Source organism: Chryseobacterium sp. X308 (genome assembly GCF_020733145.1).
Lineage (GTDB): Bacteria > Bacteroidota > Bacteroidia > Flavobacteriales > Weeksellaceae > Chryseobacterium > Chryseobacterium cupriresistens.
This window is the reverse complement of the sequence record NZ_JAJFZH010000008.1, coordinates 1-17,659: the sequence shown is the minus strand read 5'-3', so window position 1 is coordinate 17,659 and position 17,659 is coordinate 1. Positions and strand designations below refer to the sequence as shown.

Below are 17,659 nucleotides of genomic sequence, written 5' to 3'. Positions count from 1 at the left end.
TTTAACAAAAAGTATATAATAAAAAAGCTTTACTTTTGCAAAAATTTTTAGTTAGAATGTCGAAAAATTTAGTAATCGTAGAGTCCCCGGCAAAAGCAAAAACTATTCAGAAATATCTAGGAAAGGATTTTGAAGTGAAATCCAGTTTCGGACATATCCGGGATCTTCCTAAAAAGGGAATGGGGATAGATCTTGCCACATTCAGTCCTGATTACGAAGTTTCAGCAGACAAAAAGAAACTGGTAACCGAATTAAAGGCTGCCGTAAAGAAAGCCGATATGGTATGGCTCGCTTCCGATGAGGACCGCGAAGGAGAAGCTATTGCATGGCATCTTGCGGATGAGTTGAAGCTGAAGCCTGAAAACAGAAAAAGAATTGTTTTCCACGAGATTACCAAAAACGCCATTCTAAAAGCAATCGACAACCCAAGAGATATTGATCAGAACTTAGTAAATGCCCAGCAGGCAAGAAGAGTGCTGGACAGAATCGTAGGTTTTGAAATGTCTCCCGTTTTATGGAAAAAAGTAAAACCGGGACTGTCTGCAGGTAGAGTACAATCTGTAGCAGTGAGGTTAATTGTTGAAAGAGAAAAAGAGATCCGTGAATTTACGCCAAAAGCAAGCTTTAAGCTGGACGGAATCTTTTTAAATAAAACAGAGCAGGAAATTGCTGCTAAGCTTAAAAAAGATTTTGAAAAGGAAGAAGAGGCTGAAAAATTCCTGGAACAGGCTAAAACTGCAGAATTTAAAGTTCTCAATGTTGAAACCAGACCAGGTACACGTTCCGCTTCAGCTCCGTTTACAACTTCCACTTTACAGCAGGAAGCTTCGTCAAGACTTGGATATAATGTGACCAATACCATGCGTCTGGCACAGAGATTATATGAAGAAGGGTTTATTACCTATATGAGAACAGACTCCGTAAATCTATCCCAGGAAGCTATTGAAGGAGCTAAGAAGCAGATCATCTCAGAATACGGAGCGGAATATTCTTCTCCAAGAAACTATACAACAAAATCAGCTTCAGCACAGGAAGCCCACGAAGCGATCCGACCTACGGATTTTGGAGTGAAAAGCATAGGAGATGCACAGCTGAACAAACTCTATCAATTAATATACAGAAGAACACTTGCTTCTCAGATGGCTAATGCCAAAATTGAAAAGACAGTGATCGAAATAGGAAATACATCATTACCGCATCATTTTGAGGCACAAGGAGAAGTTATCATCTTTGACGGTTTCCTGAAAGCCTACGGAATTGTAAAAACAGAGGACGATGATGATGAAAACAACGATAAGCTGCTGCCAAAAGTAAGCGTGGGAGAAGTTTTGAGCTATAAAACCATTACTGCTACTGAAAAGTTCACAAGACCAAGTGCAAGGTATACTGAAGCCGGGTTGGTGAGAAAACTTGAAGAATTAGGGATTGGTAGACCCTCTACGTATGCGCCTACGATTCAGACTATTCAGAACAGAGAGTATGTGGATAAAAGAGAAATCGAACCACACACCCGTGAAGTGATCAAAATGTCTCTGACAAAAGATAAGATCAAAAAAGTAGTTCTTGAGGAGAAGTTTGGCGGCGATAAAAATAAATTCGTTCCTACAGATATCGGTGAAGTTGTCAACGATTTCTTAACAGATAATTTCAGAGAAATCCTTGATTACGGCTTCACGGCAAGAGTAGAAGAGAGTTTTGACGAAATTGCAAGCGGTGATCAGAAATGGAAGGAAATGATGACGAATTTCTATTCAAAATTCCACCCCAGAATTGAAGATGTAGAAGAAAATGCAGACCGCGCGACAGGAGACAGACTTCTAGGAGTAGATCCTAAGACTGGTAAAAATGTACATGCAAGGATCGGAAGATTCGGAGCGATGATCCAGATTGGAGAAACTGATGATGAAGAGAAGCCAATCTTTGCATCATTAATGTCAGGACAGAATATTGCAACGATTACTTTTGAAGAAGCGCTGGAACTGTTCAAACTGCCGTTTGACTTAAGTGAAGTTGACGGACAGCCGGTTTCTGTAGGAGTGGGAAGATTCGGGCCTTATGTGAAATGGGGAGAAACGTATATCAGTATTCCGAAAGGTGAAGATCCGCTTTCTGTAGATCAGAAACGTGCAGAGGAAATTATCAATGAAAAGAAAATTGCTGATGCTCCGATTGCAACCTATAAAGGTGAACCGGTGACAAAAGGATCCGGAAGATTCGGACCATTTATCAAGTATAAAGATATCTTTGTAAATGTTCCTAAGAGATATGATTTCGAAAACCTTTCGCAAAGCGATATCAATGAGCTGATTGATGCAAAATTGGAAAAAGAAGCCAACCGATATATCCAGCAGTGGGAAAAAGAAAAAATTTCCATTGAAAACGGAAGATGGGGACCATTCATCAAGTTTGGAAAAGCCATGTTCAAAATTCCGAAAAAAGCTGACGATACAAAATATGAAGCTGAGGAACTGAAAGAGCTTTCTCTTGATGAGGTTAAAAAGTGGATTACAGATCAGGATCCAAAAGCTTTTGCAGAAAAGAAAAAACCTGCAGCTAAAAAAGCAGCTACAGCTAAGAAGACTACCACAACAGCGAAAAAAACTGCAGCTAAGAAACCTGCAGCGAAAAAATAAATAATCCTTAAGGTTACAATACAAGCCGTCAACACCTGTTGACGGCTTTTTTTATGAACAAAGAGAAACATGTCTTCTCAGTTTCTATGTTTTTTGTATGTTTGTTACATCAAGCAATTAATCAATTATTACATTTTAAATTAAAATATGGATTTCGAAGACTTTATCATTTCACCAAGAAATTTTAAAACAGAAAGCTGGCAGATAGGAAATCGGATTACAAAAGATATCAGAGAAGACAGTATTGTTCTTTTGTTTGTATCAGACTACAGAGGGGCGGGCGGCGATGCGGAAGTGCAGGATTTTACGGCGGTAAGAAAAGAATTTTACAAGCTTTCACAGATGGATTTCGAAATTCCTGTTGTAGACCTTGGTGATCTGGTATCCGGGAAATCTGTTCAGGATACTCACTATATTTTACAGGAAGTCCTGTCGGCATGTCATTATAAAAGAGCTATTCCGGTAATTGTCGGGGGTTCCAATGACTTTGCTTTCTCATTATTTTCAGCACTGAACTTTCACAAGAAAAGCCTCAATTATACCCAAATCAGTAATATTATTTCCCTTCAGCAAGGTGAAACCATCAATGAAAATACTTTTTTGAGCAAAATTTTTGGAGCCAAAAATTTCTCCATTAAAAACTACCATCATCTGGGCTACCAGAAACATTTGAATGAAATGGATTCCGTAAGGCTGATCAAAGAAGTAGAGTTTGATATAATCCGGCTGGCTGAAATGATGAATTCTACAGAAAAGACAGAGCCATTCTTCAGGAAAGCAGATCTGGTGACCGTAAATTGTGATGCTATTGAGAGCTTTAGTGAACCTTTTTCAATGAATCCGCAGGTAAATGGGTTGAACAGAAGAGAAATCTGTGCCTATATGAAGGAAATCGGATTGAGTGAAAACCTGAAATCTGTCGGAATTTTTAATTATAATATTTATTCTGAAAACCAGCTGAACCATCAGCTTTTAGCACAGATGCTGTGGTACCTGATCGAAGGAATCAATATCCAGCATTCCCATCCGAAAGAAAGGCATTATGAGTTGTTCTACGTTTTGATAGATGACAGACAATATGCATTCAGGCGTGATACTTTCAGCAATTTGTGGTATTTTGGTGATGATGAAAATATAGAAAACTGCATTCCCTGCTCCAGAAAAGATTTTGATGAAGCTAAAAAAGGCTGGCTGAATGCAAGACTGACGAAAATTTAATGTATGACAAATGTTCCCTCAAGAGTATCCGTTATTGTTCCCGTTTATAATGTCGAAAACTATCTGGAAAAATGCCTCAAATCTCTGGTAAAGCAGAGCCTTTCTGATATTGAGATTATTGTAGTAAACGACGGAAGTAAAGATAACTCTGAAAAAATAATTAAAGAATTTGCACAAAGATATCCTGATAAAATAAAGGCCTTTACCAAAGAAAACGGTGGGCTGAGTGATGCCCGTAATTTTGGAATCGACAGGGCTGCCGGAGATTATATAGGTTTTGTAGACAGTGATGATTATGTTACTGAAAACATGTTTGAAGAAATGCTTCTTTTAGCGGAAAAGCATCATGCAAAAATGGTCATCTGTAATATTCAGAAAGTGGATGAGAACGGAAAAATTGTCCAAAAATTGACACAGCTGCCCGATATGCCGGAGAAAATAGCCCTTGAACATAACTTTTCTGTATTTTCTGATATCAGCTATTTTGCATGCAATAAGCTGTTTAAAAAAGAACTTTTTAATCAGAAACGATTTAAAAAAGGAGCTCATTTTGAAGATATTCAGCTGATTCCTCAGCTTTTGCTGGAATGTGAAACCATTGCACAAACTCAGAGCTTTCATTATCAGTATCTTGAACGTACTGATTCTATTACAAAAACCCACACAGAAAAAGGACTTGATATGTTAAAGGCTGTTTCTGATGTAGAGCAGGTATTCGGTAAATCTTCCTATTCCAATAAAAGCAAGGAATTGAAAAATTTTCAGATTTTTGAGGGCGTTTATTCGTTTTTGGCCTACCTGGCGTATGTGAAAAAAGACGAAATATTTTACAGTATGTCTGATCAGTTTGACCTTTTTATGAAGGAAAGACAAATAAAAATTCAAGATATATTGAAGTATAGTCGTTTTGGTAAGAATTATCTTTTATCTTTGCCTTTGAAGAAAAAGATTTTTTATCTGTTGTTTTTTGCAGGACAAAAAAGATTGATAAGAAAGTTGATTTAGTAAACACAAATGTAAGTACTATTGTTTCGGTCAGTAGAAAATGATAATAAAGTTCCTATTATGATTTTTTATTTTTGAGATACAAGTGCTGAATTAGAAAAGAATGAAAAACTTTGAATTGTTCTTAAGCGGATCGGGGATACCTATTTTCTATATAAAAATAGGATTAGGCTTCGTATTCTCCTTTTTAATTACATTTTTCTCTATTCCTACCATTGTCAAGATTTCAAGAAGAAAGAATCTGATGGATGAGCCTGGAATAAGAAGCTCGCATCTTAGAGAAATTCCCAATCTTGGTGGAATTGCCATCTTTTATTCAATAGGAATCTGTGCCTCTATTTTTGCCTATGAATTGTTTGATCTCTACAAATTTTTATTTGCTTCATTAATTATCCTGCTCTATGTGGGGGTAATGGACGATATTGTCGTAATGAGAGCCTACAAAAAACTTGTTGCACAGATTGTTGTATCTTCCCTGATTGTTATTGGCTCCGATATCAGAATCAGAAGTTTATTCGGAATCTTCGGCGTATACGAGCTGGAGTATTTTGTAAGTGTGATATTCAGTATCGTAACATTTATTATTCTGATTAATGCATTCAACCTGATTGACGGAATAGATGGGCTTGCAGGTGGTTATTCCGTTATCTGTAGTGCTTTATTTGGAATAAGCTATTACCGTTTGGGAGAATATAACTATCCGCTGGTAGTACTATCTGTTGTTATCATTGGGACTGTATTGGCATTTTTGTATTATAATCTGTCAAACTACCGTACCCGCAAAATATTTATGGGAGATACCGGCTCTATGCTCCTTGGCTTTTTATTGGCTTTTACATCCATTTGTTTTATAGATATTTTTATAGATAAAAAACTGATTGATGTTCCCAGATATCACCTTCAGTCTGCTCCTGTAGTAGCCGTAGCTATTCTGATTCTTCCGATTGTAGATACTCTGAATGTCATTATGATCAGGCTTTACAACAAAAAATCACCATTTGATGCTGATAAAAACCATATTCATCACAAACTGCTGAAATTGAATCTTACCCATAGGAGATCAACTTTTTATATTATTCTTTACTATCTGATGATTGTTGGAGTGGCTTATTATTTAAGACATATTAATGTCAATCTTTTATTATTGGTGATTATTTCACTGGGTTTTTTTGGTGCTTATTTGCCAGATTTACTATATCGATTAAGAAATAACAAAAATTAACAATTAAATATTACTTTTGTAAACAATATTATATATATATGATGAAAAACTTTAAATATTTATTTTTAATATTCCCTCTTTTAGTTACCTCATGTATTACAACAAAGGATGTAAGATACTTACAACCAAGTGAGAGCCTCGTAATTAATGAAGAAGGTCTTGTTCCCTACAATATCCCTGTATACAGGATTACCAAAAATGATATCCTCAATCTTAACATTGTAACAACTCCCAAAGGAGATGCTGCACAGTTTTATTCTTCTTACAATTCCTCGGGAGGAACCGGAACGGGAGCTGTAACAAGTCCGGCCATGTCTGGTGGTGGTTCTGTAGCAGGAGGAGTTGGTACTACTTCCGGGATGAGCAGAGGAGGAAATACGAATTTCTATTTTAACGGACTCAAGGTAGACTCCAATGGTGATATCAATGTTTTTGGAATTGGCTATGTAAAAGCTGAGGGAAGAACATTAGAGGATATCAGAAAAGAAATTCAGGAAAAAGTAAATGAAAATTTCCAGGAAGGTAAATCTGAAGTAAGACTCAATACGGACGGTATCACTTATTATATTCTTGGTGATGTAGAAACCACAGGTCTTTCAGGAGAGAAAGTAGTCCATAAAAATACACTTACCATTACTGAAGCTTTAGCCATTAATGGTGGGCTGAACAGGACGATTGATAAGAAAGAGATCGTTATCCACAGAAAACTTCCGGAAGGAATCAAAATTGCCAAAATAGATCTTACCAGAGAAGATCTTATGAACTCTCCTTTCTATTATGTGCAGAATGGAGATGAAATCTATCTGAACACAAGAGCAAAAAGCTTGAACGGATTCGGAAAAGATCCTATTCAGACTTTAACAACTGGCGTTTCGGTAATTACTACGGCATTGTCTATTTATTTACTTCTTAAAAATCTTTAGCCATGATTCCAGAAAGAGTAACCGCTACAGAGAAGAGTAATTCTCAGAAAGAAAAGTATGGATCATTTGCATTATTTGATTTAGAACACTTTTTAAGAAGAGTCCTTAAAAACTGGTACTGGTTTGTGTTAATGTTTTTTATCGGCTATGCTGTTGCATGGGTATACAGTAAATACTATGCACAAAATATCTATGCATCAGACCTATCATTAAGTACTTCCACAAAAGGTTCTGAGTTCTTACCAACACAGTCTAACCAATCCATCAACTTCATCTGGGGTGATACCGGAAATCAGGATGGGCTTTATCTGAAAAAAATGCTTTTATCAAGATCGCACAACGAATTTTTGGTAAAAGAACTGGACCTTTTTGTTAATTATTCTACCAAAGGACTGATAAAATCCACTTACCTGGATAAAGATGATTCACCGGTTTTTCTTCAGATTGATAAAAAACATCTTCAACAGATAGATTATCCTATTACCCTGATTCCTAAGGGCGATGGAGCATATCAGGTGGTTTTACCGGAAGAAGGAGAATCCACCAACCTGTATAATTATGAAGTGGAAGGGTTTCAGACTATCAATCGTTATAGCAGACCCGCTGATAAAATCATTAAAATCAATGAATGGTACAATGCTCCGAACCTGAGGTTCAGATTACTTAAAAATCCTGTTCCTTCTAAAATTCAGTTGGATAATATTATTGTGAACCTGAAATCAGTCAATGAAAGTGTAAATGAAATTGTTTCTACTACAGGTGTTGACTTTGATAAAGAAATCAGGTCCATTATGATTATTACCAAAAAAGGATATAATCTCAACAGTACAGTAAATTTCCTTAATAAATCTGTTGCAGAGTTACAAAAAAAGAGATTGGCTGATAAGAATGTGGTTAATAAGAACACTGATATCTTTTTAAAAGATAATCTGGATAACATCCGTAAAAAACTTGATTCAAGTGCGAATGTGCTTAATTATTTAAAAACCTCGGAAAAACTTTATAATATTAAAGACAGAGACGAAAAATCTCTTGAAAAAATAAAAGAGCTGGAGGCTAAAAAAGCAGATATCATAAGCAAAATCAATTCTCTTAACAATATAAAAAACACGCTGCAGTCCCAGAATTTTGATAGAATGATTGGAACCAATGCCGCAGGTTTTGAAGATGGAGTATTCTCAGCAACAGTTACTGAACTTAAAGCTCTATATGCCAAAAGAGCAGAAATGGCTTCTATTTATAAGCCTTCATCAGAGCCGATGAGAGAAATCAACAGGCTTATTGATGAGGCAAGAATGGGATCATCGAACAGTTTAAGAGGATATTATAACAGATATTATGACGAGATCAACAAAATTGACCGTGATATTTCAGGAGCCAACTCGGATCTAGCTTCTTACCCTGAAAAAGAAAGAAGATATCTGGATGCAGAAAGAGGATATAATATGATTGAGGCCACTTATAATAGTCTTCTGGGAAGACAGAGTGATACTAAGATGAGAATGGCAACCAATCAATCTGATATTACGGTGATTGACCCGGCTAAAAATCTGGGACAAAGACCTATCGGGCCAAATGTCAAGCTGGCAAAGACTGTCATTATCTCCGGATTGCTGCTTCTTCCGTTACTTTTTATCTTTGTAGGTGAAGTATTAGACAGTAAAATCAGAAACATTAAAGAACTTTTAAGTGCTACAAAAATTCCGCTTCTTGGAGTCATTGGAAATAACAGCAATGAAAATATGCTTACTGTTCTGGAACAGCCAAAATCATCTGTATCAGAAGCCTTCAGGGGAATAAGAGCCAATATGAGATTCCTGATGGATAATGAAAGTGAAAAAGGAAAAGTTATTTTGATTACTTCATCCATTGGAGGAGAAGGAAAAACTTATATTTCTATCAATTTAGCATCTGTAATAGGATTAAGTGATAAAAAAACAATCTTATTAGGAATGGACCTTAGAAAACCGAAAATCTTTGGAGACTTTAAAATTGATAACAAATATGGGATCTCCAATTACCTTACGGGAGAAGTAGATATTGACCAGATTATAAACAAGACCAAGATCCCTAACCTGGATGTTGCTACTTCAGGTCCTATTCCGCCAAACCCATCTGAGCTTTTGATGAGCCAGAGAAATATCAGATTTATAGAAGAACTTAAAGAAAAATACGATTTCATTATTATAGATTCACCACCTGTAGGTCTTGTAGCAGACTCCTACGAGCTGATGAAGTATTCTGATGCTAATATATATGTTGTACGCCACGAATACACAGAAAAGTATATGCTGAAGATGATTACTGAAAAGTATCATAACGATGAAGTCAATAATCTGGGACTTGTCTATAATGACTATAATACCAAACAAGGCTACGGATATGGCTATGGCTATGGTTACGGATATGGCTATGGTTATGGTTATTTCGATGAAGATAAAAATTATAAAGAGCCGTTACTGATAAGGATCAGAAATAAAGTACAGGTATTATTTAATAAAAAATAAAGCATTAAACCCTCATTTAATGGGGGTTTTTTCATATGTAAAGTATTTTGATTCTATGAAAAAAAGAATATTTTTGCCACTTTGCCGTTTACTTTATAACAAATTATGTTTTTTTGTTTATTTTTAACTAAACATTAAGATTATCATTAATATAAAAATGTTTTATATTTGCAAAAATTAAATTTTAAAATAACCATAAATCCATATTCTTTTATGAATAAAAAATTATTGTTTAGCTTCCTTGCCTTCCTTGGAGTGGTAAGTGTTAAAGCACAAAGAAACGAATTGGGAGTTCGTCTAGGTATGAGTAACCTAGTGGGAGATGTAGGAAGGACAAATTATATTTTACAGAAGCCGTTGGATTTAAGCAGAACGTCAGATTGGGGAGTTCCATTTTATGGTGGTTTATTATATAGATTTAATTTTAACCCGCATCAGACTATCAGATTGGATTTAGGATACAACCAGATCCAGTTCAGTGATAAAGCGGCAAAGGAAGATTATAGAAGAAATAGAAACTCATACGGAAAAAATAATGTGTATGAGGCGAGTTTAATGTTTGAATATAACTTTTTCCCGGTAAATAATGAGCAGATAAGCATGCTGAGCCCTTACATCTTCGGAGGTGTTGGTGCTTTAATGTTTGATGCTCCTAAAGCTACTCTGGTGAATGACTTCAGAAGAGATGCTGATGGTGTGGCACAGGCTCCGGTCAATGAATTGGACTTTACAACCACCACAGATTATTCATTGGGCAAAAAAGTAACAATGCATATCCCTTTTGGGGTTGGTTTAAAGTATAAATTCAACCATTCCTGGGCTATATTTGCAGAAGCTACATTCAGATATACATTGACGGATCAGTTGGATCACAGCAAGATCCTTTCCAAAGATGTAAAAACTTCTTATAATGCTGATATTTTGGATCCTGCCACAGGCGGTTCATTATTACAGTCAGGAAATTATTATGCGGTTTCTAAAGAAAGAGAAGCAGAGTTTATTAAAAAGAGAAATATCGGAGATGGAAGATCCAAAGACTGGATGAATACTTTCAGTTTAGGACTTACATATTCGTTCGGAAGACCTCCGTGTTATTGTGAATAATATGTCGTTGATTAAAGAAAAAATAAATTCTGAGAATTTACCAAAACACGTGGCCATCATTATGGATGGTAATGGAAGATGGGCAAAATCTCGTGGCGAAGAAAGAACTTTCGGTCACAAAAATGCCATTAATGCAGTAAGAAATGCTATTAATGCTTGTAATGAGATTAATATTCCTTACTTAACATTGTATACATTCTCTTCAGAAAATTGGAATCGTCCAAGCGAAGAAGTGAATACCCTTATGAATCTGTTGGTAGAAACCTTACTGTTGGAAGCAGAAGAGATTTTCAGCAAAGGATTGAGAATGCATGTTATAGGGAATCTTGAGAAGTTGCCTGCATTAGTAAGAGAGCAGTTGGAACGTGTGGTAGAACTCACAAAAGAAAACACAAAAGGAAACCTTGTATTGGCTATTAGCTATGGCTCACAAAATGAAATACTGGAAGCCGTAAAAAACATAAGTTCTGATGTAAAAGAAGGAAAAGTAGAGGTAGAAAATATAAACGAAAGGTTATTTGAAAATTATCTTTATACAAAAGATTTTCCTCCTGTAGATTTACTGATCAGAACCAGCGGCGAAATAAGAATAAGCAACTTCCTGCTTTGGCAGATTGCTTATGCTGAATTACAGTTTTTAAATGTTCTGTGGCCGGATTTCACCAAAGATATTTTCTTCCAGTGTATTGTGGATTATCAAAACAAGGAAAGAAGGTATGGTTTAACCGGTGAACAGGTAAAAGGCCAATAAATTTTTAAGAAAAGAAAGACTCGATAAAATGAAGTTTAGACTATTACCCATCATTATGTTTGCTGCTTCTGCACATTTTTATGGACAAGTAACTCCACAAGACAGCACAAAAGTAAATAATGCTGTACATGCAGAAAATGAGGCAGGAACTTATACTCTTAAAGACATCGTTGTAGATGGGGTAAAAAAATATACACCAGCTCAGATCTTAAGATTTACGGGCCTTACAAAAGGAGAAAGTGTAGACATTCCGGGACAGAAAATCAGCAACGCTGTAAAAAAACTTTGGGATACCCAATCTTTTTCTGAAGTGGAAGTTTATGTTCAAAGTATTGAAGGACAGACGATCGTTCTGAAATTTTATCTGCAGGATCTGAAAGAACTTGGAGAAGTGAAATTTACTGGAAAAGGAATCGGTAAATCTAAAAGTGAAAAACTGGCAAAGGATAACAACCTAAAACCAGGAACTAAGATCACTCAGAACTTGGTTTCAAGCCTTAAAACCAATGTCCCTAAAGACTACATCAAAAAAGGTTTTGCAGATGCCAAAATTACTATCCAGGATAAAGTAAATGCAGGAGATCCTGCTTTGGTAGACTGGACAATCAATGTAGATAAGGGTAAAAGAATTAAAATTGACCATATCGAATTTGAAGGAAACGATAATGTAACCGATAGCAAACTTAGAAATAAAGCTTTCAAAGAAACCAAACAAAAGCGTTTCGGAATCGGTGGTATTTTGAAATCCTCAAAATTCATTGAAGATAAATACCAGGAAGATAAGCAAAGCCTTATCAGTTATTACAACTCTCTTGGATACAGAGATGCTAAAATCGTTTCAGATTCAGTATGGAGAAACAAAAGAAATAACTACGAAATCAATGTAAAACTTAGCGAGGGTAAAAAATATTACATCGGGGATATTACATTCACGGGTAATACCGTATACGCAACAGAATATTTACAGAGATTATTAGGATATAAGAAAGGAGATATTTACGATGCAGTAGGATTCAACAAAAAAGTTGGGGAAGACGGAGGTAAAGAAGATGATTCAGATATTAAATCTGTTTACATGAATAACGGTTACCTTTTCTCTAATGTAACGCCGGTTGAAAAATCGGTTTCAGGAGATGCCGTAAACCTTGAAGTAAGAATTAATGAAGGAGAGCAGGCTACCTGGAATAAAGTAACATGGCAGGGAAATACTACAACCCATGACCACGTAATTCTTAGAGCACTAAGAACAAAACCGGGAGAACTTTTCAAGAAAACAGAAATTAAGAGAACCTATTTCGATTTAGCGGGAATGTCATTCTTTGATCCTCAGCAGGTCGGACAGGATATCCAGCCAAATCAGGTAGATAATACTGTAGATATCAACTGGAAGCTTGTAGAAAAAGGATCTTCACAGGTTCAGTTACAGGCAGGTTACGGGGGTAACAGCTTTATCGGTACTTTAGGATTAACATTTAATAACTTCTCATTAAAGAATTTCCTTAAGTTTAAAGATTTCAAACCGGTGCCTCAGGGAGACGGACAAACGTTCTCTATTCAGGTGCAGGCAGGACAGTATTTCCAGAACTACGGAGTATCATTCTCAGAACCTTGGCTATTTGGTACTAGACCAACAGCACTTTCTGTAAGTTTGAATAACTCAAGAGTAAGATATACTGATCAATATGGAGAAGCCCAGAAATTGAATATCTTCTCTGCTTCAGTAGGTTTGAACAGACTATTGAACTGGCCGGATGACTATTTCTCTCTTTATACAGGTTTACAGTTCCAGAAGTATGACTTCAACAACTATCCGTTCCAGTTTGGGGATACCACAGAAAATAACGGTACTGCCAATAACTTCAGTATCAACTTAGGACTGAGCAGAAACTCAGCAGGTATCGACCCTATTTTCCCAACAATGGGATCCAATATTGAGCTTTCAGCAAAACTGACTCCTCCATACTCATTGTTTAAGAAGAAAGATTACTCCACAATGTCACCTATTGACAAATATAAGTGGATGGAATTCTATAAGATTAAATTCAAGGCAGATGTTTACAATGAGATCATTGGTAAACTTGTGCTAAGGTCTTCTGCTGAAATGGGATTCATGGATGGATATAACAGCCAGTTGGGAGCGCCGCCGTTTGAAAGATTCTATATGGGAGGTACAGGTCTTTTCGGAGGTCGATATGACGGTAGAGAATTGATTCCTTTAAGAGGATATGAAAATGCCAGTACAGAAGGAGGTCAGGCTGATGATATTACTCAAAGAGGAGGAGGTACAATTTATAACCGATTTACTTTAGAATTAAGATATCCGATCTCAATGAGCCAGACTGCAAAAATCTATGCCCTGACATTCGCAGAAGGTGGTAATGTATGGAATTCATGGAGTTCTTACAGCCCATTCCAATTGAAAAGATCAGTCGGTGTTGGTGTAAGAGTTTATATGGGAGCATTTGGATTGATCGGATTCGACTTCGCACTAGGTCTTGATAAAACATTATCAGGTGACAAGTCCGGATGGAGAAACCACTTCTTGATGAACCAAACATTATAATTATTAAATATGAAGCACTTTAAAATAATTTTCACATTCGCATTACTCTTGCTTTTCGGGTTGAACAATGCCCAGAAAATCGGAGTAGTGGATACTAATGAAATTTTAAATAAATTACCTCAGTATAAAGAAGCCGAAGCAAGATTAAATTCTCAGATCGATACCTGGGAGTCTGAACTTCAAAACCTTCAGTCTGAATATGAAAGAAAAAAAGCTGCTTTTGAAAGTGAAAAAGTTTTATTGATAGGTGATCAGCTTAAACTTAGAGAAAAAGAAGTTACAGACCTAGATAAAAATATTAAAACGACAACAAGCTTACGTTTTGGAGCGAATGGTGAAATTACAAAACTGAGAACAAATCTGGTTCAGCCTTTTCAGGATCAGATCTGGGGAGCCATCAAAACAATGTCCGAAAAAAATGGCTTGGGCATAGTTCTTGATAAAAGCAATAACATTAGTGTTATTTTCCTTCAGTCAAAATATGATTACACCGAAAAAGTATTGTCTATCTTATTAAAAGGAACAGACAAGAAGGAAAAAACAAATAGTAAAGGCAAAAAATAATAAAAGAATTAACTTTTGCTATATTTTAAAATCTAAAAAACAAATTAAATTATTTATTTACCAGTTATGAAAAAATTAAGTGTATTATTTGCAGCAGTAATGATGGTTGTATCTGTAGGTATGGCAAAAGCTCAAAAAATTGCTACTTTAGATGTAATGGGAGTTCTTAACGCGATGCCGGAGAAAAAGAAAGCAGATGCTGATCTTAAAACATTCTTAGATACTAAACAAGCTGAGATCAAGAAGAAAGCTGACGCAGCTCAAACTAAATATCAGCAATACCAAACTGAAGCTCCTAAGAAAACAGCTGACGAAAACAACGCCAGAGAAGCAGAAATGAAAAAATTAGCTGAAGAAATCCAGCAAATGCAGGAAAAAGCTCAAAAAGATCTACAGGCTAAGCAAGACGTAGCTTTCGGTCCTATTGAGAAAAAACTAAACGATGCAGTAGAAAAAGTAGCTAAGGCAGGTGGTTACGATTATATTATGGATGCAAACTCAACAGCATTCCTTTATAAAGGAGGACCAGACGCAACTCCAGCTGTGAAGAAAGAATTAGGAATTCAATAATTTCAGCAAATTAACAAAGATTTATAAAACCAACCGCCTCTTTTAGAGGTGGTTTTTTTATTTTTGCGGAATGGAAAAAGAAGTATCAACTACGGTCAAAGTTAGGTTTAGTGACTGCGATCCGATCGGACATTTGAATAATGTAAAATATCTTGAGTATATGTTCAATGCCAGAGAAGATCATGTGGAAACATTTTATGGATTCACTTATGAAGAATATACCAAGAAAACCGGCTGTACCTGGATTGCTATTCAGAACGAAATAGCCTATCTCAAAGAAGTAAGATATAATACGCAGGTAGTGATCAGTAGCAAGACCATCGATGTACAGGATAGAACGGCAAAAGTGGAAATTCTGATGAAGAGTCTGGATGAAAAAACAATTCATGCCGTACTTTGGGTGACTGTTATTTATTTTAATGTTAAAACAAGAAAATCTGAAGTTCATCCAGAAGATATCAAAGAAATTTTTGATCAGTTTTATGTAGATCTTATCCAGAAAGACTTCCAGTCAAGGGTGAAGTTCTTAAGATCTCAGAATGCCAAGAACTCTTAACTCCATTTCTTATTGAAGGTTCCAATTTAAAATTAATAATAAACAAATGAAAAAAATAGCAGTAATAGGTAGTAACGGACAATTGGGAAACTGCATAAAAAAGATTGCCACGGATTTTGAACATCTGTATGAGTTCCTGTTTACAGACTCATCTACTTTAGATGTTACGAATGAAGAGCAGGTGAACGATTTCTTTTATGATAACAAACCTGATTATTGCATCAATGCCTCCGCATACACTGCAGTTGATCTGGCAGAAAAGGAACAAGAAAAAGCCTTTGCAGTAAATGCCGGCGGAGTAGCCCACCTTGCTCAGGCATGTGCAGATTATAAATCTGTTCTGATTCATGTTTCTACAGACTATGTTTTTGATGGAACCACAAATCTTCCATATGCTGAAGATGATTTTACCAATCCCATAGGCGTATACGGAACATCAAAAAAAGAAGGAGAGGAGCTTGCTCTGGAAATTAATCCAAAAACAATCATTATAAGAACATCATGGCTGTATTCCGAATTTAATAAGAACTTTGTGAAAACAATGTTGAATCTTTTCTCTCAGAAAGAAGAATTGGGAATCGTTGCTGACCAGTTTGGACAACCAACCAATGCCAACGATCTGGCAGAAGCTATGATGAGAATTATCGGAGCACCAAAGAAAACCTATGGCATTTTCCACTTCTCAAACTATCCGGAGACAACCTGGTTTGAATTTGCCAAAAAAATTGCTGAATTTTCAAAATCATCAGTAAAATTGAATCCATTGACAACCGAAGAGTATCCAACTCCTGCCAAAAGACCAGTAAGAAGTACTATGTCTCTGGATAAAATAGAAGAAGTTTATAAGATAGAACCCAAACATTGGGAAAACAGTCTTGAAGAATGTGTTGAAATCCTTTCACACCAATAATATATATGAAGAATATTGCAATCCTCTTTTCCGTATTATGCATCCAGCTGTGGAGCGCACAGAATGTTTATATGACCAGAGTTGAAAAAACAAATGACAATGCAGATAAATTCTTCTACAGAAAAGATGCTGCCGCTGCAGATGCTGTTTATTTAGGAGAAGTAGAAGTACAGGGATTTTCAAAAGATGACGCACTCGTATTTTCCTTGGTATATAAAAAAGCAAAAGAGATTGGTGCCAATACATTTGAATTAAAACCTTTCGAAAATGTTGATGGTACCCCGCAGACATTCAATGCTGCCAATTATAAAATTGCTTTATATTACACACCTAAAGAAAAATTGGCGGCTAAAAATGGGGAGATGTATATATTTGCATCTTCTGAAAAAGATCAGAAAATAAATGTTAACCGTAAAGATTATATTATTTCTCCCAGATCATTTTTAAAATTAAAAGTGGTTCCGGGAGAAATCTATACGATTTCAACCAAAAAGCTTTTAGGCTCTACAGTGAAAGTTCAGCCAAAAGCTAATGATGACAATCTTTATTTTCAGGTTTCCTCTCTAAAAGTAAAATCAGACAACTCAGGAGTGGGAGGTTTAAATCTGAAATCCGGAGATATCATTGGCCTTGAGAAGTCTTATGCAGAATTTTTAAGTGTAATATATAAAGAAAACACCCCGTAAAACTCCATTATAATTACCTTATTTCGGATTGAACTTTAAATACACTATATAACAGGGTGATTTGTTTAAAATTTTTCACCCTGCTACCCAGTCCTTTAGGAACAAATATCACCGTAATGTAAAATTTATGTTCAATAAACTTGTTTTGCGTTGTATGAAGTTCCTATCTTTGCCCCACTGAAAACGAGAGTAGAACAGTAGCGCAGGAGCGCCTTTAGATAGGCAGAAACGATATTACTTCAAAAAAGAAACAGACGAAAAAAAAAACTTTAAAACTTTTTGTAAAAAAAGTTGTCAGTTTAAAAAGAGTTTGTATCTTCGCAGTCCCAATTAGAGGGAGCGCAGGAGTATAGGGATTGAGGTTTTAAGAAAGATTAAGGTTACTTAAAAAACTTTAAAATTTTCTTCAAAAACATTTGGTCATTAAAAAATAAAGTTTTACTTTTG

The 17,659-nt window shown here is 35.8% G+C and carries 14 protein-coding genes; all 14 read left to right on the top strand.

Annotation, left to right across the window (positions count from 1 at the left end; all coding sequences use genetic code 11):
• The first annotated feature begins 56 nt into the window (after positions 1-56).
• The 14 genes from topA to LIV57_RS10685 all read left to right on the top strand — a co-directional run bounded on the left by topA (position 57) and on the right by LIV57_RS10685 (position 17,212).
• Positions 57-2,633, top strand: a complete 2,577-nt coding sequence (topA, locus tag LIV57_RS10750; protein WP_227942578.1) for a type I DNA topoisomerase — start codon at positions 57-59, stop codon at positions 2,631-2,633.
• A 147-nt stretch (positions 2,634-2,780) separates the two neighbouring features.
• Complete coding sequence (locus LIV57_RS10745; RefSeq protein WP_227942577.1) at positions 2,781-3,851, top strand: formimidoylglutamase; 1,071 nt, start codon at positions 2,781-2,783, stop codon at positions 3,849-3,851.
• A 3-nt stretch (positions 3,852-3,854) separates the two neighbouring features.
• Positions 3,855-4,856: a glycosyltransferase family 2 protein gene (locus LIV57_RS10740; RefSeq protein ID WP_227942576.1), complete on the top strand. Its 1,002-nt coding sequence runs from the start codon at positions 3,855-3,857 to the stop codon at positions 4,854-4,856.
• 103 nt (positions 4,857-4,959) lie between these two features.
• On the top strand, positions 4,960-6,078 hold the full coding sequence (locus tag LIV57_RS10735; RefSeq protein ID WP_227942575.1) for a glycosyltransferase family 4 protein: 1,119 nt from the start codon (positions 4,960-4,962) through the stop codon (positions 6,076-6,078).
• 38 nt (positions 6,079-6,116) lie between these two features.
• Complete coding sequence (locus LIV57_RS10730) at positions 6,117-7,001, top strand: polysaccharide biosynthesis/export family protein (protein ID WP_227942574.1); 885 nt, start codon at positions 6,117-6,119, stop codon at positions 6,999-7,001.
• 2 nt (positions 7,002-7,003) lie between these two features.
• A complete protein-coding gene (locus tag LIV57_RS10725; protein ID WP_227942573.1) occupies positions 7,004-9,508 on the top strand; it encodes a polysaccharide biosynthesis tyrosine autokinase in 2,505 nt (834 codons plus the stop codon).
• 213 nt (positions 9,509-9,721) lie between these two features.
• On the top strand, positions 9,722-10,612 hold the full coding sequence (locus LIV57_RS10720) for a DUF6089 family protein (RefSeq protein WP_227942572.1): 891 nt from the start codon (positions 9,722-9,724) through the stop codon (positions 10,610-10,612).
• A gap of 1 nt (position 10,613) precedes the next feature.
• On the top strand, positions 10,614-11,363 hold the full coding sequence (locus LIV57_RS10715; protein WP_227942571.1) for an isoprenyl transferase: 750 nt from the start codon (positions 10,614-10,616) through the stop codon (positions 11,361-11,363).
• A 28-nt stretch (positions 11,364-11,391) separates the two neighbouring features.
• Positions 11,392-13,926 carry an outer membrane protein assembly factor BamA gene (gene bamA, locus LIV57_RS10710; RefSeq protein ID WP_227942570.1) on the top strand — a complete coding sequence of 845 codons (2,535 nt, stop codon included), beginning with the start codon at positions 11,392-11,394 and terminating at the stop codon, positions 13,924-13,926.
• Between the two features lie 9 nt (positions 13,927-13,935).
• Positions 13,936-14,490 carry an OmpH family outer membrane protein gene (locus tag LIV57_RS10705; RefSeq protein ID WP_110009822.1) on the top strand — a complete coding sequence of 185 codons (555 nt, stop codon included), beginning with the start codon at positions 13,936-13,938 and terminating at the stop codon, positions 14,488-14,490.
• Between the two features lie 66 nt (positions 14,491-14,556).
• Positions 14,557-15,060: an OmpH family outer membrane protein gene (locus LIV57_RS10700; protein ID WP_110009821.1), complete on the top strand. Its 504-nt coding sequence runs from the start codon at positions 14,557-14,559 to the stop codon at positions 15,058-15,060.
• A 70-nt stretch (positions 15,061-15,130) separates the two neighbouring features.
• On the top strand, positions 15,131-15,616 hold the full coding sequence (locus LIV57_RS10695) for an acyl-CoA thioesterase (RefSeq protein ID WP_110009820.1): 486 nt from the start codon (positions 15,131-15,133) through the stop codon (positions 15,614-15,616).
• A 31-nt stretch (positions 15,617-15,647) separates the two neighbouring features.
• Positions 15,648-16,526 carry a dTDP-4-dehydrorhamnose reductase gene (gene rfbD / locus LIV57_RS10690; protein ID WP_410673679.1) on the top strand — a complete coding sequence of 293 codons (879 nt, stop codon included), beginning with the start codon at positions 15,648-15,650 and terminating at the stop codon, positions 16,524-16,526.
• Between the two features lie 5 nt (positions 16,527-16,531).
• The gene (locus tag LIV57_RS10685) at positions 16,532-17,212 is read left to right on the top strand and encodes a hypothetical protein (protein ID WP_227942568.1); all 681 of its coding nucleotides are present in this window, start codon (positions 16,532-16,534) and stop codon (positions 17,210-17,212) included.
• Positions 17,213-17,659 lie beyond the last annotated feature (447 nt).

What these genes read in the sequence shown, in the direction of transcription:
- topA (WP_227942578.1), top strand. Translation starts at nt 57, where the DNA reads ATGTCGAAAAATTTAGTAATCGTAGAGTCCCCGGCAAAAGCAAAAACT.
- LIV57_RS10745 (WP_227942577.1), top strand. Translation starts at nt 2,781, where the DNA reads ATGGATTTCGAAGACTTTATCATTTCACCAAGAAATTTTAAAACAGAA.
- LIV57_RS10740 (WP_227942576.1), top strand. Translation starts at nt 3,855, where the DNA reads ATGACAAATGTTCCCTCAAGAGTATCCGTTATTGTTCCCGTTTATAAT.
- LIV57_RS10735 (WP_227942575.1), top strand. Translation starts at nt 4,960, where the DNA reads ATGAAAAACTTTGAATTGTTCTTAAGCGGATCGGGGATACCTATTTTC.
- LIV57_RS10730 (WP_227942574.1), top strand. Translation starts at nt 6,117, where the DNA reads ATGATGAAAAACTTTAAATATTTATTTTTAATATTCCCTCTTTTAGTT.
- LIV57_RS10725 (WP_227942573.1), top strand. Translation starts at nt 7,004, where the DNA reads ATGATTCCAGAAAGAGTAACCGCTACAGAGAAGAGTAATTCTCAGAAA.
- LIV57_RS10720 (WP_227942572.1), top strand. Translation starts at nt 9,722, where the DNA reads ATGAATAAAAAATTATTGTTTAGCTTCCTTGCCTTCCTTGGAGTGGTA.
- LIV57_RS10715 (WP_227942571.1), top strand. Translation starts at nt 10,614, where the DNA reads ATGTCGTTGATTAAAGAAAAAATAAATTCTGAGAATTTACCAAAACAC.
- bamA (WP_227942570.1), top strand. Translation starts at nt 11,392, where the DNA reads ATGAAGTTTAGACTATTACCCATCATTATGTTTGCTGCTTCTGCACAT.
- LIV57_RS10705 (WP_110009822.1), top strand. Translation starts at nt 13,936, where the DNA reads ATGAAGCACTTTAAAATAATTTTCACATTCGCATTACTCTTGCTTTTC.
- LIV57_RS10700 (WP_110009821.1), top strand. Translation starts at nt 14,557, where the DNA reads ATGAAAAAATTAAGTGTATTATTTGCAGCAGTAATGATGGTTGTATCT.
- LIV57_RS10695 (WP_110009820.1), top strand. Translation starts at nt 15,131, where the DNA reads ATGGAAAAAGAAGTATCAACTACGGTCAAAGTTAGGTTTAGTGACTGC.
- LIV57_RS10685 (WP_227942568.1), top strand. Translation starts at nt 16,532, where the DNA reads ATGAAGAATATTGCAATCCTCTTTTCCGTATTATGCATCCAGCTGTGG.